19 protein-coding genes and 1 pseudogene are annotated in these 22,266 nt (G+C 62.3%); 15 read left to right on the top strand and 5 right to left on the bottom strand.

Annotated elements, in window-relative coordinates; genetic code table 11:
* On the top strand, nucleotides 1-473 hold a 473-nt coding region (locus AC57B1_RS01455; protein WP_496416361.1), incomplete at its 5' end, for an MFS transporter.
* Nucleotides 474-564: 91 nt separating this feature from the next.
* Here the strand turns inward: AC57B1_RS01455 and AC57B1_RS01450 are convergent.
* On the bottom strand, nucleotides 565-1,002 hold the full coding sequence (locus tag AC57B1_RS01450) for a PGDYG domain-containing protein (RefSeq protein WP_091793742.1): 438 nt from the start codon (nucleotides 1,000-1,002) through the stop codon (nucleotides 565-567).
* Nucleotides 1,003-1,319: 317 nt separating this feature from the next.
* Entirely contained in the window at nucleotides 1,320-1,835 is a 516-nt protein-coding gene (locus AC57B1_RS01445) for a Spy/CpxP family protein refolding chaperone (RefSeq protein ID WP_091793745.1), read from the bottom strand.
* Nucleotides 1,836-2,022: 187 nt separating this feature from the next.
* Here AC57B1_RS01445 and AC57B1_RS01440 point away from each other — a divergent pair, with 187 nt between their 5' ends.
* From AC57B1_RS01440 to AC57B1_RS01430, 3 genes are all read left to right on the top strand, one after another.
* Nucleotides 2,023-2,907, top strand: coding sequence for a LysR family transcriptional regulator (locus AC57B1_RS01440; RefSeq protein WP_496416360.1), 885 nt, complete (start codon nucleotides 2,023-2,025; stop codon nucleotides 2,905-2,907).
* A 157-nt stretch (nucleotides 2,908-3,064) separates the two neighbouring features.
* Nucleotides 3,065-3,523 (top strand): Lrp/AsnC family transcriptional regulator, encoded by a 459-nt coding sequence (locus tag AC57B1_RS01435; protein ID WP_007181725.1) that lies wholly within the window; start codon nucleotides 3,065-3,067, stop codon nucleotides 3,521-3,523.
* A gap of 251 nt (nucleotides 3,524-3,774) precedes the next feature.
* On the top strand, nucleotides 3,775-4,872 hold the full coding sequence (locus AC57B1_RS01430; protein WP_496416359.1) for a saccharopine dehydrogenase family protein: 1,098 nt from the start codon (nucleotides 3,775-3,777) through the stop codon (nucleotides 4,870-4,872).
* A 137-nt stretch (nucleotides 4,873-5,009) separates the two neighbouring features.
* Here the strand turns inward: AC57B1_RS01430 and AC57B1_RS01425 are convergent, their stop codons facing one another.
* Nucleotides 5,010-5,627: a P-loop nucleotide/nucleoside kinase family protein gene (locus tag AC57B1_RS01425; protein ID WP_408353274.1), complete on the bottom strand. Its 618-nt coding sequence runs from the start codon at nucleotides 5,625-5,627 to the stop codon at nucleotides 5,010-5,012.
* Complete coding sequence (gene cydX, locus AC57B1_RS01420; protein ID WP_408353276.1) at nucleotides 5,624-5,773, bottom strand: cytochrome bd-I oxidase subunit CydX; 150 nt, start codon at nucleotides 5,771-5,773, stop codon at nucleotides 5,624-5,626. Before cydX ends, AC57B1_RS01425 begins: the two co-directional genes overlap by 4 nt.
* 381 nt (nucleotides 5,774-6,154) lie before the next feature.
* Between cydX and corA the strand changes: the two genes are divergently transcribed.
* The 7 genes from corA to AC57B1_RS01385 all read left to right on the top strand — a co-directional run bounded on the left by corA (nucleotide 6,155) and on the right by AC57B1_RS01385 (nucleotide 16,022).
* Nucleotides 6,155-7,132, top strand: coding sequence for a magnesium/cobalt transporter CorA (gene corA / locus AC57B1_RS01415; protein ID WP_091793757.1), 978 nt, complete (start codon nucleotides 6,155-6,157; stop codon nucleotides 7,130-7,132).
* Nucleotides 7,133-7,461: 329 nt separating this feature from the next.
* Entirely contained in the window at nucleotides 7,462-8,424 is a 963-nt protein-coding gene (locus AC57B1_RS01410) for a sugar ABC transporter substrate-binding protein (RefSeq protein ID WP_091793759.1), read from the top strand.
* Between the two features lie 301 nt (nucleotides 8,425-8,725).
* Nucleotides 8,726-10,324 carry a sugar ABC transporter ATP-binding protein gene (locus AC57B1_RS01405; RefSeq protein WP_496416358.1) on the top strand — a complete coding sequence of 533 codons (1,599 nt, stop codon included), beginning with the start codon at nucleotides 8,726-8,728 and terminating at the stop codon, nucleotides 10,322-10,324.
* Nucleotides 10,321-11,400, top strand: a complete 1,080-nt coding sequence (locus tag AC57B1_RS01400; RefSeq protein WP_408353282.1) for an ABC transporter permease — start codon at nucleotides 10,321-10,323, stop codon at nucleotides 11,398-11,400. The genes AC57B1_RS01405 and AC57B1_RS01400 overlap by 4 nt, the downstream gene beginning before the upstream one ends.
* A 218-nt stretch (nucleotides 11,401-11,618) precedes the next feature.
* Nucleotides 11,619-12,659 carry a LacI family DNA-binding transcriptional regulator gene (locus AC57B1_RS01395; protein WP_091793765.1) on the top strand — a complete coding sequence of 347 codons (1,041 nt, stop codon included), beginning with the start codon at nucleotides 11,619-11,621 and terminating at the stop codon, nucleotides 12,657-12,659.
* Between the two features lie 450 nt (nucleotides 12,660-13,109).
* Nucleotides 13,110-14,885, top strand: coding sequence for a methyl-accepting chemotaxis protein (locus AC57B1_RS01390; RefSeq protein WP_496416357.1), 1,776 nt, complete (start codon nucleotides 13,110-13,112; stop codon nucleotides 14,883-14,885).
* A gap of 375 nt (nucleotides 14,886-15,260) precedes the next feature.
* The gene (locus tag AC57B1_RS01385) at nucleotides 15,261-16,022 is read left to right on the top strand and encodes a 2-keto-4-pentenoate hydratase (protein ID WP_408353286.1); all 762 of its coding nucleotides are present in this window, start codon (nucleotides 15,261-15,263) and stop codon (nucleotides 16,020-16,022) included.
* A gap of 25 nt (nucleotides 16,023-16,047) precedes the next feature.
* On the opposite strand, the gene AC57B1_RS01380 is transcribed toward AC57B1_RS01385, so the two are convergent.
* Nucleotides 16,048-16,308, bottom strand: coding sequence for a hypothetical protein (locus AC57B1_RS01380; RefSeq protein ID WP_496416356.1), 261 nt, complete (start codon nucleotides 16,306-16,308; stop codon nucleotides 16,048-16,050).
* A 500-nt stretch (nucleotides 16,309-16,808) separates the two neighbouring features.
* On the opposite strand from AC57B1_RS01380, the gene AC57B1_RS01375 reads away from it, so the two are divergent.
* From AC57B1_RS01375 to AC57B1_RS01360, 4 genes and pseudogenes are all read left to right on the top strand, one after another.
* Nucleotides 16,809-18,731 (top strand): PrkA family serine protein kinase, encoded by a 1,923-nt coding sequence (locus AC57B1_RS01375; protein ID WP_007181736.1) that lies wholly within the window; start codon nucleotides 16,809-16,811, stop codon nucleotides 18,729-18,731.
* Between the two features lie 140 nt (nucleotides 18,732-18,871).
* Nucleotides 18,872-20,143, top strand: a complete 1,272-nt coding sequence (locus AC57B1_RS01370; RefSeq protein ID WP_091793773.1) for a YeaH/YhbH family protein — start codon at nucleotides 18,872-18,874, stop codon at nucleotides 20,141-20,143.
* Nucleotides 20,140-21,870 carry a SpoVR family protein gene (locus AC57B1_RS01365; protein ID WP_091793776.1) on the top strand — a complete coding sequence of 577 codons (1,731 nt, stop codon included), beginning with the start codon at nucleotides 20,140-20,142 and terminating at the stop codon, nucleotides 21,868-21,870. The genes AC57B1_RS01370 and AC57B1_RS01365 overlap by 4 nt, the downstream gene beginning before the upstream one ends.
* Nucleotides 21,871-22,106: 236 nt before the next feature.
* Nucleotides 22,107-22,266, top strand: a pseudogene (locus tag AC57B1_RS01360) (alpha-ketoglutarate permease); the annotation flags it as partial.

Below are 22,266 nucleotides of genomic sequence, written 5' to 3'. Positions count from 1 at the left end.
CGGCCAGCAACGTGATGACCGCGGCGCTGTTCGTGTATATGGTGATGCAGCCGGCGTTCGGTGCATTGTCGGACCGCATCGGCCGCCGCCGTTCGATGCTGTTCTTCGGGTTTTTCGCGACCATCGGCACGGTACCGTTGCTGCATGCGCTGAAAGACGTGACGAGCCCGTACGCGGCATTTGGCCTGGTGGTGCTGGCGCTCGCCATTGTGAGCTTCTACACGTCGATCAGCGGTCTGATCAAGGCGGAAATGTTCCCGCCGGAAGTGCGCGCGCTGGGCGTGGGGTTGTCGTATGCGGTGGCCAATGCGATCTTCGGCGGCTCGGCGGAGTATGTCGCGCTGTGGTTGAAGCAGGCGGGCAGCGAGTCCACGTTTTACTGGTATGTGACGGCGATGTGCGCAATCGCTGGTGTCGTGGCGTTTCTGATGCGTGACCCTTCAAAAGAGGGCTATTTGCGGCACGAGCCGTGAGCCGCCAGCAAAGCCTCGAATAAACGCGCTGACCGCGCGCGAGCATGGTCGTTACCGATCAGGCGCGCGCGGTCAACGCCGCTAATCACGCCTAACTCGCCACGCGATAAACCTTTGCGAAGCGTGCCGCCTGTACCACACCGTAGTCGCCAGGCGCGTACTGCATGACCCAGTCGCCGGCGGCGCCGTGCAGCACGTCGCCACCGTTTGCCGAGCGCGCGAGCGTGAACGCTTCATGCATCTGTTTGGCCAGCACGACAGCGGGGCGGTTGCGGTACGCTCCCGCTTCGCCGTGCGAGATCGTTGCGTCGGCGGGAACGTATTTGGCGTCGAAGCGCTCCCGTGAGACGACCCAGCGGTCACCTGTCGATCCGGTGATCAGGGCGTCGCCGCGGACGTAACGGTTCGGGCCTTCGAGGCTCATCAATTCGCCTTCGGCGGCGGCGAATTCCACGCTGACCGTTTCGTCTTTTACGACACGGCAGGCGTTAGCGTCTTGATTCAGATCGAGATTTTTGAGTTCGGTCATAAAGCGTGCTGGTATGGGGAGCGGGGCGGCAGCGCAGGACTTCAGGTCTTCGGGCCGCGTACGACTCGCATCATGCCAGATGCATCTGACGACCGGTTTCTTTTGCGATGAACAGCGGCGCGGATCGGCCGTGTGTCGCATATACGTGAAAAGACAAAACGGAAGGTTGCCGGATCGGCATGCGGATTCAGAGAAAGCGCGAATGGGTGGGGCGGAGCCGATCTACGCGGCCGGTCATGCAATAAGCCTGGCCAATAAATTCGGCCAACCACCCCGGCGCGCGCCGCGGCATATCCGCGCGGCGCGCAGTGGGTTCCTTACGGCTTCACAGTGGCGTCGCTTGCCGGGGCAGCGGCGGCCTTGCCACCTTTACCCTTGCCACGATGACCATGGCCTTCCACACCGCCCGGTTGATGGAAAGTCACGTCAGCCAGTTTCTTCTGTTCCGGCGAGAAGCTGTTGTACAGCGGGTCGAACGCATCGACCAGTTTCTTCATGCCGTCAGCATGTGCTTGCGCGATGGTCGCGTATTGCTTCATGTCGTCGAGCGCGGACACGTTGGTCGCGGCCCGGCGCTGCTGGAACAACTCGCCCATCGTCTGGCCATTGCCGCGCATCACGTCGGCGAACGCTTTCCACTGTGGTTCCTGAGCCGAAGTAATCTTCAGTTGCGAATGCAGGTAGGCGATGCGGTCTTCGACATTGCGCTCGTGGCCGGCCTTGGCGGCGGGTGCCGAAGCGGCGCTCACCGGCGCCGATGCCGGCGCGGAAGTTTGTGCGAATGCGCCGCTCATGGCGACTGCGGTGGCCAGCATTACCAGTGCTTTTTTCATCGAAACTCCTGATGTCTGTTCGAATTGGGACAAGGCTCGTGTGCGAGCGGCCCGCCGTGCGCCAGTCATGGCGACGCATGGCGGCCGGCTGCCCACTTTGCCGTCGCCGCTATTAGTATCACGATATCCCTACAATGCGGCTCTTGTGCGACAAACGCTTACAACCGAAACGAACAGGAAATAGCGGGTGGACAAATTCGTCAGCATGGAAATCTTCGTCGCGGTGGTCGAGGCGGGCAGTCTGACGGCGGCCGCCGAGCGCTTCGACATTTCGTCGGCGATGGTGGGCAAGCACATCCGTTCACTGGAAACCCGGCTCGCCACGCGGCTCCTGACGCGCACCACACGCCGGCAAAGCCTGACGGAGATCGGCCGGCAGTATTACGAGCAATGCCGGCGCATCCTCGCGGATGTCAAGGACGCCGAGTCGCTCGCCGAGGCAATGGCCGCCGCGCCGCGCGGCGTGCTTAAAGTGACGGTGCCGCTCACCTATGGCGTGGAAGTTTTCGCCCCGGCAATGACCGAATACCTCACCGCATGGCCTGACATCACGCTCGAACTCGATCTTTCGAATCGCGTGATCGACCTGGTGGAAGAGGGTTTCGATGCGTCGATACGCATCGGCCAATTGCCCGATTCGAGTCTGGTCGCACGGCCGCTGAGACCCTACCGGATGCGCGCATGCGCTTCTCCGGCGTATCTGGCGCGCGCCGGCACGCCGCGCACGCCGGAGGATCTCAAGGAGCATGAATGCCTCGGGTTTCTGCACTGGGGCCGCGAAGGTCTATGGCGCCTCGGCGGCGAGAGCGCGGAGGAGAACCATCTACGCGCCGGACGGTTTCGCGCGAACAACGGCCAGGCGCTCAAGGTCGCCGCGTTGCACGGCTTCGGGCTCGTATTGCAGCCGGAGGCGCTGCTCGCGAGAGAAATCGCCAGCGGCGAATTGGTGTCCGTGCTGGAGGACTATCTGCCGGAGGGCGCGCCGGTCCATCTGGTTTATCCGCGCGATCGCCGCGCGACGGCCAAGCTCACCAGCTTCATCGATTTCGTGATCGAACGGTTTGGGGCTTAGCGCCGGCAGCCGCTGCCAGTTGTCATGAAGTAGGCAACGCTTGCGATGTGTGTCGCGGCCTGCTTGACGGTTCATGCGGATCGGCCCGGCGACTTCTCCAATCGCCGCCGCAGACGCGCGATAATCCGCCTCACCTGAACCACATCATTGACCTTCGATGAGACCTCCGCGCCTCGACCAACTCGACGATCTCGACCGCAACCTGGTTGCGCTGCTACAAGCCAACGCACGCGAGAGCGTCGCCAATCTCGCGCGCCAATTGGGCGTGGCGCGGACCACGGTGATCGCGCGGATTGCGCGGCTCGAGCGCAGCAACGTGATCGCTGGTTACAGCGTTCGGCTCGGCCAGGACGTGCTCGACTCGAGCATTATGGCCTACGTCGGCATCATCATCGCGCCCAAACACGGGCCCGCCGTGCAGAAACGTCTCGGCAAGATGCCCGAGGTGCAGTTGCTGTGCGCGGTGAGCGGCGAGTTCGATTACGTTGCGTGGCTGCGCGCCGATTCGCCCGACCGGCTCAACGATCTGCTTGACCAGATCGGCGGTCTGGAGGGCGTGGAGCGGACCACGACCTCGATCATTCTCGCGCGCAAGATCGACCGCGGCATGGTGTGAGCGGACGAGCAGCCTCCCTAGGCTGCGCACGGCGCCATTCATTTACGCGGTTTTAACAACTTTTCGACACATCGACTGATGTGTTCGTCATAACGTCGAAGTTCGTGGTCATAGCGCAGCATTTTGCGCGTATGAAGTGTTTTTGCTTCTCCCTAAACTGTTGCTCAAGGGTTCAGCCCGCTGGGCGCGGCGCCACGAGCGCAGCGCACGTCCCAAGCTGGAGACAGCACACAGATAACAAGGAGAAGCGTATGAAAGTAGCTATCGTAGGCGCAGGTTTGATCGGTCACACCATCGCCCATATGTTGCGTGAAACCGGCGACTACGAAGTCGTCGCGTTCGACCGCGACCAGCACGCGCTCGACAAGCTCGCCGCTCAGGGCATTCCGACCCGCCGTGTGGATTCCGCCGATGCCGCCGCGCTGCGCGCGGCCGTGCAAGGCTTCGACGCGCTCGTCAACGCGCTGCCTTATTACCTCGCCGTGAACGTGGCCGCGGCTGCCAAGGGCGCGGGCGTGCATTACTTCGATCTGACGGAAGACGTGCGCGCCACGCACGCGATCCGCGCGATCGCCGACGACGCCGATCACGCCTTCATGCCGCAGTGCGGTCTGGCGCCGGGCTTTATCGGCATTGCCGCGGACGAACTCGCAAACCGCTTCACGGAAATCCGCGACGTCAAGATGCGCGTGGGCGCGCTGCCGGAATTCCCGACCAACGCGCTGAAGTACAACCTGACGTGGAGCGTCGACGGCCTGATCAACGAGTACTGCCAGCCGTGCGAAGCGATCCGCGACAGCCGCACGCAATGGGTGCAGCCGCTCGAAGGCCTCGAACATTTCTCGCTCGACGGCACCGAGTACGAAGCCTTCAATACCTCCGGCGGTCTTGGCACGCTGTGCGAAACCTTGTCGGGCCGGGTGGAATCGCTCGACTACAAGTCGGTGCGCTATCCGGGCCACCGCAACCTGATGCAGTTCCTGCTCGAAGACCTGCGTCTTGCCAGCGACCGCGACACGCTCAAGAACATCATGCGCCGTTCGGTGCCTTCCACCGCGCAGGACGTGGTGCTCGTGTTCATCACGGTGAGCGGCATGCGCGACGGTCAACTGGTGCAGGAAGTCTTCACCCGCAAGATCTTCGCGAAGACGGTGTGCGGCGTGCCGATGAGCGCGATCCAGATCACCACGGCCGGCGCAATGTGCGCGGTGCTCGATCTGTTCCGTGAACAGAAGCTCCCGCAAAAGGGCTTTGTGCGTCAGGAGCAGGTGTCGCTGCGCGATTTCCTCGCGAACCGCTTCGGCCAGTTGTACGAGGGACAGTCGCTGGAGACGATGGCGACTGTCTGACGGCGTGGCATGAGGGCCGTGCGACAACGTGGCGGCAGGCGAGAAAAGCCTGCTGCACACAGCAACGAAGACTCCGTAGAGGGTCTTTCAAACGCCCCGCGCTGCGGGGCGTCGTTTTTTGTGGCGCGCCGCGCAGGCTAAACCGGCACCGGCGGCATGATCGCCGCCCCGCGCGGCGCGCCGACAATGCGTGCGAGCAGCGCTTGATAATCCGCCGAAGCGGGCGCGGTATTGTCGAACATCAGCAGGTCGTCGCAGAGATCGCCGCTGGGCGCGAAGCGGCGCTGCCGGTACTCGTCCCAATGCGCGAGTTTGTAGGCGTCGTTCGGATTCGCGCGCTCCACGATCCGCCGATGCGCCGTCTCTTCCGACGTATAAACCCATACGACCCGCAACGCTACTTCGGCACTCACACCCAGCCACGCGCGATCGAACAGGCGCCGCTCGCGCACTTCGCGCGAAAGCGGCCCGACCACCAGCGCGCTAACGCCGAGTTCGAGATTGTCGCGGGCGGTGTCGAGCAGGCCGCGGTACTCGGGATCGCGCAGATGCTCGAGGAACAGCGGGCTGTCGCGGTCGTTGGGGTCGCCGGTCAGCATGGCCATGGCGGCCGCGCTGTAGCCGCCGTAAAGCGTATCTTTATCGAGCAGGCAGAAGGGCGTGCCGCACGCTTTCATCAGCGGGCCATGCAGCTTCCTCGCGAGCGTGGTCTTGCCCGTGCCTGCGTGACCGCAGAAGAAAACCAGATGCGTCACGAAGGCGTGTCCTCCGGCGTGGCGGATACGGCGCCGGCTACCTGTGGGTCACGGGCGAACTTGCCGCCGGCCTCCAGCCACATTACGTTGATGATGCCGAAACCTAATGCCACGCCGATGCCGAGAATCCAGGTGAAATACCACATTGCTGTCTCCTTGTGATCGGCAGGTTACGAGCTGCCCTTTGCAGCGATCATGAAGAAGAACGCGGCGCCACGCAAGGGGGCCCGGGGTCGTCCATTCGGCCAGGCTGGCAGAACGGACGTGCGTTGCTATCATGCATGGAAAGGGCGCGGTCGCAACAAGCGGCAACAACAAGCGGCAACGACGGGCGGCAACGACGGGCGGCAACGGTCAGGACCCTCGGGCATCGTCCGGCGTGCTGGTCAGAAGAGCAGAAAAGCGGGACCACCCACGCATAGCCTTTAACATGACGGCTATTGCAAATCCGGCCGGTTTAGGCCCGACGCATGGCTTACGCGTCGTAAGGGTCTGGCCGCCTGTTCCGTTTTCAAGGTAATTCAAACATGCTGATCAATTGCGCCGCCTATCAGGACGGCCGGAAGCTGGCAGACATCGACATCGATAGCATCAGCGATTACGTGGCGCGGCCCGAGTGTTTTGTCTGGGTGGCGCTGAAGGACCCGGGCCCGGGGGAGTTGGCCGTGATGAAACACGAATTCGGCCTGCACGAACTCGCGATCGAAGACGCGCAGAACGGTCACCAGCGCCCCAAGATCGAGGAGTACGGCGAATCGCTGTTCGCGGTGATGCACACGGTGGAGATGGACGAAGACAACGAATTGCTGATCGGCGAAGTCGACGTATTCGTGGGGCGCAACTATGTGCTGTCGGTGCGGCGCGGTACGCGCATCGGCTTTCAGAATGTGCGCGCCCGCTGCGAGCGCGAACCGCAATTGCTCAAGGAAGGCTCGGCGTTCGTGCTGTACGCGCTTGCCGACGACATCGTCGATCGATATTTTCCGATCATCGAGACGATGAACAGCGAGATCGAGGCACTCGAAGACCGCATCTTCGACCGCAACAATTCCGCGGCGTCGCGCGCGATCATCCAGGATCTGTACTCGCTCAAGCGCCGCCTCGTGATTCTGCAGCACCATATCGCACCGCTGCAGGAAGCCATCAGCAAACTCACGGGCGGCCGCATTCCGAGCGTCTGCGAGGGCATGCAGGCGTACTTCCGCGACGTCTACGACCACCTCGAGCGGATCGTAAGAATCATCGACGGGCGGCGCGAAATGGTCGTCACCGCCGTGCAGGTCAATCTCGGCATGATTTCGCTCGCCGAGAGCGAGGTGACCAAACGGCTCGGCTCGTTCGCCGCGCTGTTCGCGGTGCCGACCATGATCGCCGGCATCTACGGGATGAACTTCCAGAGCATTCCCGAGTTGCACTACAAGTACGGCTATCCGATCTGTCTGGCGGTCATGCTGACCGTCGACCTCGTGCTGTACTGGCGATTCCGCAAAGCCGGCTGGCTTTGATCGACGCAGAGGGCGGCGCTTTGCGAGCTCGTCCCGCGTTGTCCCCGCTTGCATCGTGCGCAATAAAAGTCCAGCATAGGCGGCCCGCCGGGCTGTGATCTTGCAGCCGGCGGCAAATTCGCCAAGCACGGACCTAGCGAGGGACCCTTTGCCACACGTCACCTGCCGGCGCGCCGACCCGGTGCGCCGGTTCGAATCGAGCGGGTGCGCCGCACCACCGCGCGTCGTTGACAATTCACGCGGACTGCGCTGAGAATGGCCCACGCAAACGTTTGCGCACTATTAAAAATAAGGCTCTTTTTTGAGCCCGACAGACCCTGGAGATAGGCATGAACCAACGCATTCGCCGCCGCATCCTGGCGGCCGCCGTCCTCGCCACCGCCGGCGCCGCTTTGCCGTTTTCCTCCGCGTATGCGCAGAGCGCGCCCGCTCACAAGCCGAAGGTCGCGCTGGTCATGAAGTCGCTCGCCAACGAGTTCTTCCTGACCATGGAAACCGGCGCGAAGGACTATCAGAAGCACAACCCGTCGCAATTCGACCTGATCACCAATGGCATCAAGGACGAGACCGATACCGCGAACCAGATCCGCATCGTCGAGCAGATGATCGTCTCGAAGGTCGACGCGATCGTGCTCGCGCCGGCTGATTCGAAGGCGCTGGTGCCGGTCGTCAAGAAGGCGGTGGATGCGGGCATCATCGTCGTGAATATCGACAATCGGCTCGACCCGGACGTGCTCAAGTCGAAAGATCTGAACGTGCCGTTCGTCGGCCCCGATAACCGCAAGGGCGCGCAGAAGGTCGGCGATTATCTGGCCAAAAAGCTCAAGGCGGGCGACGAGGTCGGCATCATCGAAGGCGTGTCGACCACCACCAACGCGCAGCAGCGCACCGCCGGATTCAAGGACGCGATGCAGAAGGTCGGCGCGAAGGTCGTCTCGGTGCAATCGGGTGAATGGGAGATCGACAAGGGCAATGCGGTGGCGTCGGCCATGCTCAACGAATACCCGAATCTGAAGGCGCTTCTCGCCGGCAACGACAACATGGCGATCGGCGCGGTCTCGGCCGTGCGCGCGGCGGGCAAGCAGGGCAAGGTGCTGGTGGTGGGCTATGACAACATCAACGCGATCAAGCCGATGCTCAAGGACGGACGCGTGCTCGCCACCGCGGATCAGTATGCCGCCAAGCAGGCTGTGTTCGGTATCGACACCGCGCTGAAGGCGCTCAGCGAGCACAAGAAGCAGTCGGATCTGTCGGGCGTGGTGGAAACGCCGTGCGATCTGGTCACGAAGTGAACATGGCCCGGTTAGCGCCGGGCCAAGTCGTACGCAGTTTCGGGGCAACGACGTTTCACGCTCAATGCATGGCGTGCGCTCACGAACCCGCGGCTATTCAATAAGCGCTCAAGAAACCTGCCGTGCCGCCGTTAATTCCAGAGGTAAGCGTCATGACGGTGCCGCGCGACGGGAGGGGGCGTGGCTGTTAGCGCCTGTGCATTCCGCACATTGGGCCCGCATGACACGAGACGGCCGGTGGCCGGCTTCATGCAAACGGATTGCGTGAGGCCACCGCCGCCGCCTTGGAACCAGGATTGCGATGGATTCAACCGACCACGACGCCGTACCTGCCGTACTGTCCGTCAGCGGCATCGGCAAGACCTACGCCGAACCGGTGCTCGCCGACATCTCCCTGTCGCTGCGCGCCGGCGAGGTATTGGCGTTGACGGGTGAGAACGGCGCAGGCAAGAGTACGCTGTCCAAAATCATCGGTGGGCTGGTCGAGCCGACCGCCGGCACGATGCGGCTCGGCGGCGAGCCTTATGCGCCGCCAAGCCGCACCGCGGCCGAGGCGCTCGGCGTGCGCATGGTGATGCAGGAGTTGAATCTGCTGCCGACTTTATCGGTGGCCGAGAACCTGTTCCTGAACCGCCTGCCGCGGGTCGGCGCGTTCAGCTTCGGCTGGATCGACCGGCGCAAGCTGCGTGAAGACGCGCGCCAGGCCATGGCGCAGGTCGGCCTCGACGCGATCGATCCGGACACGCTGGTCGGCGAGCTCGGTATCGGTCATCAGCAGATGGTGGAAATCGCGCGCAATCTGATCGACGACTGCCGCGTGCTGATCCTCGACGAACCGACCGCGATGCTGACCGCGCGCGAGGTCGATCTGCTGTTTGAACAGATCGACCGGCTGAAGGCGCGCGGCGTGGCGCTGGTCTACATCTCGCACCGGCTCGAGGAACTGGCGCGAGTGGCCGAGCAGATCGCGGTGTTGCGCGACGGCCGGCTGGTGCATGTCGACGCGATGGCCAACCTGACCAGCGACCAAATCGTCACATGGATGGTCGGCCGTGAACTCGGCGAGCGGATCGATCTGGGCGTGCGCAACATCGGCGCGCCGCTCCTGAAAGTGGAGCGGCTGACGCGCGGCAAGGTGGTGCGCGAGGTGTCGTTCGAAGTGCGTGCGGGCGAGATTTTCGGCATTAGCGGCTTGATCGGCGCGGGCCGCACGGAGTTGATGCGGCTGATTTACGGTGCCGATCAGAAGGATAGCGGCAGCGTCGCACTGGCTGGAACGCCGGGCGCGCCGCCCACGCCGGTGCAGATCGCTTCGCCCTCGGACGCGGTGCGCGCCGGCATCGCGCTCATTACCGAAGACCGCAAAGGCGAAGGCCTGCTGCTGCCGCAGCCGATCGCGGCCAACGTGTCGCTCGGCAATATCGGCAGCGTGGCGCGGCACGGCATCGTCGATGCGAAGCGGGAGAACGCGCTGGCGCAGAAGCAGATCGCCGCGATGCGGATCCGCACGTCCGGGCCGGCGCAGATTGTCGGCGAGCTGTCGGGCGGCAACCAGCAGAAGGTCGTGATCGGCCGCTGGCTGGCGCGCGACTGCCGCGTGCTGTTGTTCGACGAACCGACGCGCGGCATCGACGTCGGCGCGAAGTTCGATATTTATGGCTTGATGGGTGCGCTGGCTCGCGAAGGACGCGCGCTCGTCGTGGTGTCGAGCGACTTGCGGGAGCTCATGCTGATCTGCGACCGGATCGGCGTGATGTCCGCGGGGAGCATGACGGGTGTGTTCGAGCGCGACAACTGGTCGCAGGACGCGCTGCTGGCCGCGGCTTTCGCCGGCTATCGCAGCCGCGAAGCGTTGCTGCACGCCGCCCCCGACACCAGCGAAGCAGGGAGTCTGTCATGAACGATCAATCGGCGCCCGACGCATCGGGCGACAAGCCGGGCGCGGGCGGCGTGGGGCGCGTGAGTGGTGCGGGCAGCACGGGCACCGTCGCGCCGCCCGCCGACCCGTCGGCGCCGCTCGCGAGCGGCAAGCCGGCCGGCACGCGCCTGGGTTTTTCGAATTACCTCGGGCTTGCCGGCGCGTTGCTGGCGATGATCGTGCTGTTCTCGCTGCTGAGTTCGCACTTTCTGACGTACGACACATTCAGCACGATCGCCAATCAGATTCCGGATCTGGTGGTGATGTCGGTGGGCATGACCTTCGTGCTGATCATCGCCGGGATCGATCTGTCGGTGGGGTCGGTGCTGGCGCTGGGCGCGTCGGTGGTGAGCGTGGCCGCGCTGAAGTGGGGCTGGGGGCCGTTGCCGTCGGCGCTGCTCGGGGTCGCCGCGGCGGCGCTGACCGGCACCATTACCGGCGCGGTGACGGTGGGCTGGCGGATTCCGTCGTTCATCGTCTCGCTCGGCGTGCTCGAAGCCGCGCGCGGCATGGCGTATCAGATGACGAATTCGCGCACCGCCTATATCGGCGACGCGTTCGACTTCCTGTCGAACCCGATCGCAGTTGGCATCTCGCCGGCGTTCCTGATCGCGGTGACGGTGATGGTGATCGCGCAACTGGTGCTCACGCGCACGGTGTTCGGCCGCTATCTGGTCGGCATCGGCACCAACGAGGAGGCGGTGCGGCTTGCAGGCGTCAATCCGCGGCCGTACAAGGTCATTGTGTTCGCACTGATGGGCGCGCTCGCCGGGCTGGCCGCGCTGTTCCAGATCTCGCGTCTGGAAGCGGCCGACCCCAATGCGGGCCAAGGCGTCGAGCTGCAGGTGATCGCGGCCGTGGTGATCGGCGGCACGAGCCTGATGGGCGGGCGCGGCTCGGTGATCAGCACCTTTTTCGGCGTGTTGATCATTTCGGTGCTGGCGGCCGGCCTCGCGCAGATTGGCGCGAATGAGCCGACCAAGCGCATGATCACCGGCGCGGTGATCGTGGTGGCGGTGGTGCTGGATACGTATCGCAGCCGTCGCAAGCGCGCCTGATCGAGGGCCGGCGCGGCAAGCCGGCAGTTCGCGGCACGCCGGCAGCAGAAGTAGCAGAAGTAGCAGAACCGGAAGCCGCAGGCACGGCACGGGCAGTCGCAGCGAGACGCGCGGCAAAGCGTCAGTATTTACGGGGTTGGTCAGTTTTCGAAGAAAACGGCCGGTGGGGCGCCAGGTGGTGCGGCCGGCGGGTAAAACAGGCAGGAGAGCAACAGGTTATGGCGACGATCAAGGATGTAGCGGCCGCGGCGGGCGTGTCGTTCACGACGGTATCGCACGTGGTGAACAACTCGCGGCCCGTGTCGGCTGACGTGCGCGCGAAGGTCGAGCACGCGATCCGTCAGCTTCACTATGTTCCGTCGGCGGTGGCCCGCTCGCTGAAGGCCCGGTCGACGGCGACGATCGGACTCGTCGTGCCGAACACCACGAACCCTTATTTCGCGGAGCTGGCGCGCGGCATCGAGGACGGTTGCTCGCGCAACGGCTACTGCGTGTTCTTCTGCAATTCCGACGACGATCCGGCCAAGCAGCGTAACTATCTGCGCGTACTGCAGGAAAAACGGATCGACGGCCTGATCGTCGCATCCGCCGGCGACGACGCCGTGCTCGCGCAGACGCTCGCCGACTCGCGCGAGCCGCTGGTGATTCTGGACCGCAACATCGAAGGGCTGAATGCGGATCTCGTGCAGATCGACCACGAGAAGGGCGCGTATCTCGCCACCCGGCATCTGCTCGAACTGGGGCACGTACGGATCGGCTGTATTACCGGCACGGTGCAGACAGCGGTTAGCGCGATGCGCGTGCATGGCTTCATCCGCGCGATGAGCGAGCGCGGCATCGAGATTCCGCCCGACGCGATCGTGGAAAGCGATTATTCGGGCACCGGCGGTTACCGCGCGGCGGGCCAACTGTTCGACACGGTCAAACCGTCGGCGATTTTTGCCTGCAACGACATGATGGGCATCGGCGCGCTGCGCGCAGCCGCGGAACGCAATATCAGCGTGCCGCGTGATTGCTCGATCATCGGGTTCGACGATATCGAACTGGGGCGTTTCACCTACCCGGCGCTCTCGACCGTCGGCCAGTCGGTGCGCGCGCTCGGCGACATCGCCGCGCAGACGCTGATCGAACGCATTGCCGGTGGCTCGCCCGATAGTCCGCGTCCTCCTGGCCGCCGGCGCGTCGTATCGCCGCGGCTGATCGTGCGCGAGTCCACCGCGACCTGGGGCGGTGCGGCCAAACGCGATCTGGCGGCCTGATCTGGCGGCCAGACTCTGCGCCGCGCGCGCATTGTCGAACCCGCATACGCGCGATGGTGCGCACCCGCTCGCCCGGTGCATCCGTGCATGACCGCTGCTGACGAGCTGGACATGGATTTCCCGGAGCAGGCGTCATTTAGTGCCGCTGGCACGCTGCATTGCGCCCGATTTCCACAAAACGGCGCACCGTCTTTCTGACTTCCCCTCCGCAAGCAACCCTAGGTGCATGTCGCATCGGCGGTTCGCATCAGCGTCTCGCCGTCAGTGATTTGTAATTCCTGCCAATTGCTTACATCGCCTTTCCTCATACCATATAAATCCTTCAAGGAACTAACTACTGTGCCGTAAACAGGGTTATTAGAGCGCCGCCTCAAATGAGCGCCGACACGCAGCCACCACACGCCAACCGCTGCGTACGCAACTCTCATTTTCAAAGCACAGGAACCAGACATGTTGAACAAGGGCATTACGATCAAGGCGCGCATAGGCCTCACGATGGCTTTTCTCGCGGCGTTGCTGGTGGCCATCGGCGCCTTCGGTATGTTCGGTATGAGCGATTCGAACCACGCCTTGAAGGACACGTTCACCAACTCCATGCCGAGCGCGGTCGATATCGGCAACGCCGAACTCTACGCGGCGCGCGAGCGGTTGGCGCTCGACCGGGCGGCGTTCCTGATCGGCACGCCGGAAGTTGCGCCGACAATCGAGCGCGCGCGCACCATGCGCGTCACGTCCGATATGTGGTGGAAAAAGTATATGGACCTGCCGCGCGGGCCGGATGAGGAGCGCCTCGCGCAGGACGTGGTGGCCAAGCGTGACGCGCTGCATCAGCAACTGGATGCTTTTGCGGCGATCGTTACAGCAAACGACCAAAGCAAGCTGGTCGACGGCGCCAAGCGGCTGCAGATCGCCTACAACGATCTCGCCAATTCCGACGACGCGCTGCGCAAATTCCAGTTCACGTCGGCCAAAGACGGCTACGACGCGGCGCAAAGCGCCTTCGAACTGTTCCGCATGGTAAGCGCTGGCGCATTGCTGATCGGCGTGCTGGCCGCGGCGATCTCGTATCTGACGCTCAGCCGCGCCATCGCCCGGCCGCTCGACGCCGCGCTCGGTCATTTCGATGCGATCTCGGCAGGCGATCTGCGCCGCCCGGTGGTCGTGACTTCGCGTGACGAGATGGGGCAACTGCTCGAAGGCATCGCCAGAATGCAGCGCAGCCTCACCGAAACGGTGCGCACCGTGCGCAGCGGCAGCGAATCGATTGCGACTGCAACCCGCGAGATCGCCGCCGGCAATATCGACCTGTCCTCGCGCACCGAAGAGCAGGCCTCGGCGCTGCAGGAAACCGCGTCGAGCATGGAAGAGCTCACCGGCACGGTCAAGCAGAACGCCGACAACGCACGCCAGGCCAGCTCGCTTGCGGCGAATGCGTCGGAGATCGCCAACAAGGGCAGCGCCGTGGTCGAGAAGGTGGTCGGCACGATGGGCGACATCAATCAAAGCTCGGCAAAGATCGCCGACATTATTTCGATCATTGAAGGGATCGCGTTTCAGACCAATATCCTGGCCCTGAATGCGGCCGTGGAAGCCGCGCGCGCCGGCGAAGAAGGGCGCGGTTTCGCGGTGGTGGCGGGCGAAGTGCGCAGCCTCGCCCAGCGTTCGTCGGCGGCGGCGAAGGAAATCAAGGAACTGATCGATACCTCGGTCGAGCGCGTGCAGTCGGGTTCGGCGCTGGTCGACGAAGCCGGCCGCACCATGACCGACATCATCGGTGCGGTGCAGCGTGTGACCGACATCATGGGAGAAATCGCCGCGGCTTCCGAAGAACAGAGCAGCGGCATCGATCAGGTGGCGCGCGCCGTCACGCAGATGGACGAAGTCACGCAGCAAAACGCCGCGCTGGTCGAAGAAGCGGCGGCCGCGGCCTCGTCGCTCGAAGATCAGGCCGGCAAGTTGCGTCAGGCCGTAGCGGTGTTTCACCTGGAAGAAGGCGGCCTCACGCCGCCCATGAGCGCCGCGCCGAAGCGCGCGCCTGCGCCGCTGCGCCCGGTGATCGCACGCAAGCCTTCGCGCGCACCCGCCCTGCAACCCGCGCCGCAATCCGCCGCCGTGACGAAAGCGCCAGCCGCAGCAGCACAGCCCGCTGCCGCAACGGCACGCGCGCCCGCAAAAGCCATGGCGTCCGCTGGAGCTGGCAGCGATCAAGATTGGGAGACGTTCTGACGGGACGTAGGCTGCAACATTCGTTCCCGACGCGTCGGCCGATCCCATTAGATGGGTAAGCGCGGCCGTTCAGCTGACCGCGCCACTCGTAAAGACCGCGATTGCGTACGCATTCGCGGTCTTTTTTTATGGCGTGCGCATTAAGTAACGTTTGTGCATGCAGTCCGTACCCTGGCAAGCGTAATGATCCGGTACATTGACGGACGCCCCGAAGAAAGTCACTTTTGGGGTCGCTGCCAGACATGTAGCGGCAATCGCCGACGCGGCTCGTCAGTTCAACGGGCGTGGTTTCGCCGCCTTCGAGCGCCGCGACGCATGGCCACCCACCAACACGCCACATTCAACCGCTCAATGCGCCAGCCACAAAGGACCGACATGACGCCTCACGACCTCGCGCACCGCCTCGTCGAAGCACGCCGGCAGCATCGCCCGATCGATGTGCCCGCACCCGACAGCCTGCCGCCCGATGCGGCAACCGCGTACGCGATCCAGCAGGCGGTCATCGCCGGTCTCGGCGAATCGACCGGTGGCTGGAAGATCGGCGCCAAAGTGCCGGGCGGCGCCGCTTCAGGCGCACCGATTCCGGCCTCGCTGGTATTGCCTTCGCCGGCGCGCATCGCGCATGCCGGCTTCTTCCGGGTGCTGGTGGAGCTGGAAATCGCCTTCCGCTTCGCGGAGGCGATCGAGCCGCGCGGCCGGGCCTATGCGCGCGACGAGGTGCTGGCGAAGGTCGGCGTCGTGCTGCCGGCCATCGAGATCGTCGACAGCCGCTTTGCCGAGTGGCCGAACGTCGCGCCGCTTGCGCAACTGGCCGACGCCCAGAACAACGGCGCGTTGATCACCGGCCATCCTGTCGCTTATTCGGGGCTCGCGCGTGGCTTCGACTTCGTTTCACCGGAGCTGGAACTGAGCTTCGACGGCGACTCGCTGATACCGGAGGCCACGGGCAATCCGGCTGGCGACCCGCGGGAACTGCTGGTGTGGTTCGTCAACCATTGTGCCGCCATGGGCATCACCATCGAGCCGGAATGGACGCTCACCACCGGTTCGTACGTCGGCGCACACAGGCTGGACAAAGCGGGCATCGTGCGTGGGCACATCGACGGGCTTGGAGAAGTGGAAATTGACCTGACCTGAGAGGCTGCGCGCTTGTAACAGCGCATTACGAAGCTCCACTTAAACGGCTGCCTGCGGGCGGCCGTTTTACATTCTTCGCATCTGTGATGGCCACCGTGCCGTATACACCTATTGGAACGACGCAGGGCCTTGCCGTCATCCAGTTATACAGGTGGCTAACCACGCTGCCGACGCGGGTAAGGCGAAACGACATGGCAGGTACAACGGATGAAAACGCGCGGAACAAAACTGCTTGCGCGTTGACGAAGCGATTGACGCTGCTCGGTGAAATGATCGAGATTGGCATGATGCATGACCAATGCATGAAGATGTAACAGGCAACTGTTTGCGTAGACCGAACGCTTGTGTCGCGCGTTGATGAAAAAAGAGGCGGATACAGAAGACGGGCTCACGTCTGCGCTTTCAGCAACAAAGTGTGTGTGTGCAGACAGGCCGTCTGATACAGCAGTGGGATCGTTCGATGAACGTAGCGGCTGGCGCGGGACGTGATTGCAGGATCACTGAGCAGCACTGAGGCAGAGTGCTGATATGGCCGCAAGGCATGAGTGCAAAGGCAGCGACGTGTGACCATAATCGCTGCGTTACGAGTGCAAGATACGAGTGCAAGATTGTAGGTGGTCGAAACTTTGTTTCCAAGTGAGGAATGTTGGGAGGCGAATGCGGCGCGATTTTCGCAACGTAGTTCGTGAAAAAAAATTTAAAAGGGTTTAGGATGAATTCGAGCGATGTCGTTTCCGAATAGCGCGCCGCGCACGACATCGGTCTAGACTTCGGCGAGGAGGTAGCATGGATATCTACAGCAGTTTCGCGACCCGCTTCGAGAAAACGCGAGAAGATGAGCTCTCGCTCGAGGAGTATCTCGCGCTCTGCAAAGACAATCCCGCCGCGTACGCCACGGCTGGCGAACGCATGTTGACGGCGATCGGGGAGCCGGAACAGATCGACACTCGTAACGATCCGCGCATGTCGCGCATCTTCGCGAACAAGGTCATCAAGGTATACCCCGCATTCCGTGAGTTCTACGGAATGGAAGAGGTGATCGAGCAGGTGGTCGCCTACTTCCGGCACTCGGCCCAGGGGCTCGAAGAAAAGAAGCAGATTCTGTATCTGTTGGGCCCGGTCGGCGGCGGTAAATCGTCGATCGCGGAACGTCTCAAGCAGCTCATGGAGCGTGTGCCGTTTTACGCGATCAAGGGCTCGCCCGTGAACGAGTCGCCGCTCGGTCTGTTCGACTATGAGGAAGACGGCCCGATTCTCGAAGAACAATACGGCATTCCACGCCGCTACCTCAAAAGCATCCTCAGCCCGTGGGCGGTCAAACGCCTGCACGAATACAACGGCGACATCCGCAAATTCCGCGTGGTGCGCCGCTACCCGTCGATCCTTCGCCAGATCGGCATAGCCAAGACCGAGCCGGGCGACGAAAACAATCAGGACATTTCGTCGCTGGTCGGTAAGGTCGACATCCGCAAACTCGAACAGTACGCTCAGGACGACGCGGACGCATACAGCTACTCCGGTGGCCTGTGTCTCGCGAATCAGGGCCTGCTCGAGTTCGTCGAAATGTTCAAGGCGCCGATCAAGGTGCTGCATCCGTTGCTCACGGCGACCCAGGAAGGCAACTTCAAGGGCACGGAAGGGTTCGGCGCTATCCCGTTCGACGGTGTGATTCTGGCTCACTCGAACGAGTCCGAATGGAAGGCGTTCCGCAACAACCGTAACAACGAAGCACTGCTCGACCGGATCTTCGTGGTGAAGGTGCCGTACTGCCTGCGCTACGGTGAAGAGATCAAGATCTACGAGAAGCTGCTGCGCAATTCGTCGCTGGCGAACGCGGTGTGCGCACCTGGCACGTTGAAGATGATGGCGCAGATGTCCGTGCTCACGCGTTTGCAGGAGCCGGAGAATTCAAGCCTCTTCTCGAAGATGCAGGTGTACGACGGCGAGAATCTGAAGGACACCGATCCGAAGGCCAAGTCTTATCAGGAGTACCGCGATTTCGCGGGCGTGGATGAAGGGATGACCGGCGTGTCGACGCGTTTCGCGTTCAAGATTCTTTCGCGCGTGTTCAACTTCGATTCGACCGAGGTCGCGGCTAATCCGGTGCACCTCATGTACGTGCTCGAACAGCAGATCGAACGCGAACAGTTCCCACCGGAAACCGAGCAGAAGTATCTGTCGTTCATCAAGGACGTGCTCGCCTCGCGCTATGCGGAGTTTATCGGCAAGGAGATTCAGACCGCGTATCTGGAGTCGTATTCCGAGTACGGTCAGAACATTTTCGATCGTTACGTGACGTACGCGGACTTCTGGATCCAGGATCAGGAGTTCCGCGACCACGACACCGGCGAGAGTTTCGACCGCGCGGCGCTGAACGCCGAACTGGAGAAGATCGAGAAACCCGCGGGCATCAGCAACCCGAAGGACTTCCGCAACGAGATCGTGAATTTCGTGCTGCGTGCGCGTGCGGCCAATGGCGGGAAGAATCCGGCATGGGTCAGCTACGAAAAGCTGCGCGTCGTGATCGAAAAGAAGATGTTCTCGAACACGGAAGAGTTGCTGCCGGTGATCTCGTTCAACGCCAAGGGTTCGGCGGAAGAGCAACGCAAGCACGAAGACTTCGTCAATCGCATGGTGACGAAGGGCTATACGCCGAAGCAGGTGCGCTTGCTGTGTGACTGGTATCTGCGCGTGCGCAAGTCGTCATGATGCGCATTGCGTGCCGCCCGCGCGGTCCATCCGCGCGGGCACCCTGCGAGGCGCAAATTGCATGGACATAGCGTTGCTTCAGGCAACGTGCGTCTCGCGCACCCGAAATTAGTGCAGCTGCATGGGATCGGAGACCGGGCGTGCTTCATCAAATCATCGACCGCAGGTTGGCAGGCAAAAACAAGAGCATTGCGAATCGCGAGCGTTTTTTGCGTCGCGTAAAGAACTATATTCGTCGCGCCGTTTCGGAAGCGGTGCGCGACCGCAGCATCAAGGATATTCAGAACACCCAGAGCATCACCATTCCGCGCAAGGACATTGCGGAACCGTCGTTCCGGCATGGCCCTGGCGGCAAGCGTGAAATGGTGCATCCGGGCAATGCCGACTATATCCGCGGCGACAAGATCCAGCGCCCGCAAGGCGGCGGCGGTGGAGGCGGGGGCAATCAGGCCAGCAATGAAGGCGAGGGTCAGGACGACTTCGTGTTCGAGCTGAGCCGCGAAGAATTCATGCAGTATTTCTTCGACGACCTCGAACTGCCGCGTCTCGTCAAAACCCATCTGATGGCCGTGCCCACGTGGAAAAGCATCCGCGCGGGCTGGGCCGCCGAAGGCACGCCGAACAATATCGACGTGGTCCGTTCGCTGCGCAGCGCGCTCGGCCGCCGCATTGCGCTCGGTGCGCCGCTCGTCAACCAGTTGCACGAGATGGAACGGCAACTGGAGGTGATGAAAGCCGATCCCGACGATCGTCGCGACGAAATCAAACTGCTCGAAGAGGAAATTCACCATCTGCGTGGGCGCATCTGGCGGATTCCGTTTATCGATCCGTTCGATTTGCGCTATGTGAACCGCGTGAAGCAGCCCACGCCTTCCAGTCAGGCGGTGATGTTCTGTCTGATGGATGTGTCCGGTTCCATGGACGAGCAGCGCAAGGATCTCGCCAAACGCTTCTTCATTCTGCTGTATCTGTTTCTCAAGCGTAACTACGAGAAGATCGAAGTGGTGTTCATTCGCCACCATACGCGCGCCGAGGAAGTCGACGAAGACACGTTCTTCCACTCGACCGAAAGCGGCGGCACGGTCGTGTCGAGCGCGCTGGAGCTGATGCAGAAGGTAATGGACGAGCGCTATTCGCCGACTGAATGGAATATTTACGGCGCTCAGGCGTCGGACGGCGACAACTGGACCGACGACTCGCCAAAGTGCCGCAAGATTCTCTCTGATGACATCCTGGAGAAGGTGCGCTATTTTGCGTATATTCAGGTGACGCCGGAAGAGCAGAACTTGTGGCTGGAATATGCGCAGTTAGCCCTGAGCCAGCCGCACATGGCGATGAAGAAGGTCGAGACCGCGGCTGACATTTATCCGGTGTTTCGTGAATTGTTTGAAAAGCAGGCGGCTAATTCATGACGAACAAGCCCCCGCACAACGAAGCGCGCGGCGAGCCAGAGAACGGCGCGCCGGAGCGCGGGAAAGGCGTGCCGCAGCAGCAACAGTCGGGGCATGCCGAGGCAAAGGCGGACGATACGGGAGCCGCCACGGCCGGAGCAGTCGACACCGCTGCAGCACGGGGACACACCGGAACGCCCAACGTGGGGCAAAGGGAAGTCCGTATGAACGTAGCCGATAGACGGCCTCTGCCGTGCCCGTCCGACTGGACATTCGAATTGATCGAAGAGTACGACTCGCATATTGCCCGTGTTGCAGAGCAATATGAACTCGACGTGTATCCGATCCAGCTCGAACTCATCAGCGCCGAACAGATGATGGATGCGTACGCGTCCGTCGGTATGCCGGTGAACTACCGTCACTGGTCGTTCGGCAAACACTTTCTCTCTACCGAAAAGAGCTACCGTCGCGGGCAGATGGGGCTGGCGTACGAGATCGTCATCAATTCCAATCCCTGCATCGCGTATCTGATGGAGGAGAACACGATGACGATGCAGGCGCTCGTCATCGCCCACGCGGCTTACGGGCACAACTCGTTTTTCAAGGGCAACTATCTGTTCAGGTTGTGGACGGATGCGCATGCCATTATCGATTACCTCGTCTACGCGAAGAATTACATCGCCGAGTGCGAGGAGCGCTTCGGGCTCGACCGGGTCGAAGAATTGCTCGACTCGTGCCACGCGTTGATGAACTACGGCGTAGACCGCTACAAGCGTCCGCAAAAGCTCTCGCTCGAAAAGGAGTTCGCGGCACGCCGCGAACGCGAGGCTTATTTGCAGTCCCAGGTCAATGAACTGTGGCGCACCTTGCCGACCCGGCATACGCCGCTGCCGGAGGAAATCGAGGAGCGCTATCCGCCGGAGCCGCAGGAAAATCTGCTGTATTTCGCGGAGAAGAACGCGCCGTTGCTGGAGCCGTGGGAGCGCGAAGTGATCCGCATCGTGCGCAAGGTCGGCCAGTATTTTTATCCGCAACGGCAAACTCAGGTAATGAACGAAGGCTGGGCCACGTTCTGGCACTACACGTTGCTCAACACGATGTACAACCAGGGCAAGCTGGAAGACGGCTTCATGATGGAGTTTCTCCATTCGCACAGCAATGTGGTCTACCAGCCGCCCGTCACCAAACCGTATTACAGCGGCATCAATCCGTACGCGCTCGGTTTTTCGATGATGAGCGACATTCGCCGGATCTGCGAAGCGCCCACGGAAGAGGACCGCAAGTGGTTCCCGGAACTCGCGGGCAGCCCGTGGCTACCGGCCATGCACTATGCAATGCGCAACTTCAAGGACGAGAGTTTTGTCGCGCAGTATCTGTCGCCACATCTGATTCGTGAAATGCGCCTCTTCTCGGTGCTCGACGACGATATGCGCGACGCGCTCGAAGTCTCGGCGATTCACGACGACAGCGGTTATCAGTACGTGCGCCAGGCCTTGTCGCGGCAGTACGACATGCATCATCGCGAGCCGAACATTCAGGTGTGGGCGGTGAATACGCGCGGCGACCGGAGTTTGACGCTACGGCATTTCATGAGCGACAACCGGCATCTTTCCGGTGACAGTGACGAAGTGCTCAAGCATATGGCGCGCCTGTGGCAGTTCGACGTCTATCTGGAAAGCGTCGACGAGAACGGCACGGTCCGCAAGCGTTACGAGTGCCGCTATGTACCGCCGGCGGTAAGGGTGTGACGCCCTCCTGAAGTCGCGGTCGTTTGGACATCAACGTGAATCTGTGAGAAGCCCCTGCCAATCGTGCGATTGGCAGGGGCTTTTTTATCGCGGCCTGACAAATCACCATCTTTCCCTTGCACTTCTGTAAAATTCGCGCACGTGCGAAGCATGCCGCCACGGCATCTCGGCTCGCGCGTTGTGAAGGCGGCGCCACGACCGTTACCTCCGTTCAAAGACAAGGAAAGAGAACAAGCATGACCGACCTAACCGACCAAACCGTGGCTTCGGCTCACGACACACGGCGCCGCATCTTCGCGATCGTTGGCGCTTCATCGGGCAATCTCGTCGAGTGGTTCGACTTTTACGTGTATTCGTTCTGCGCGCTGTACTTCGCGCCGGCGTTCTTCCCGAGCG

It is taken from the genome of Paraburkholderia sp. BGA-UO-ETr-F21, from assembly GCF_059567925.1.
Note: the sequence above shows the minus strand (reverse complement) of the source record. Positions and strands in the feature narration are given on the sequence as shown.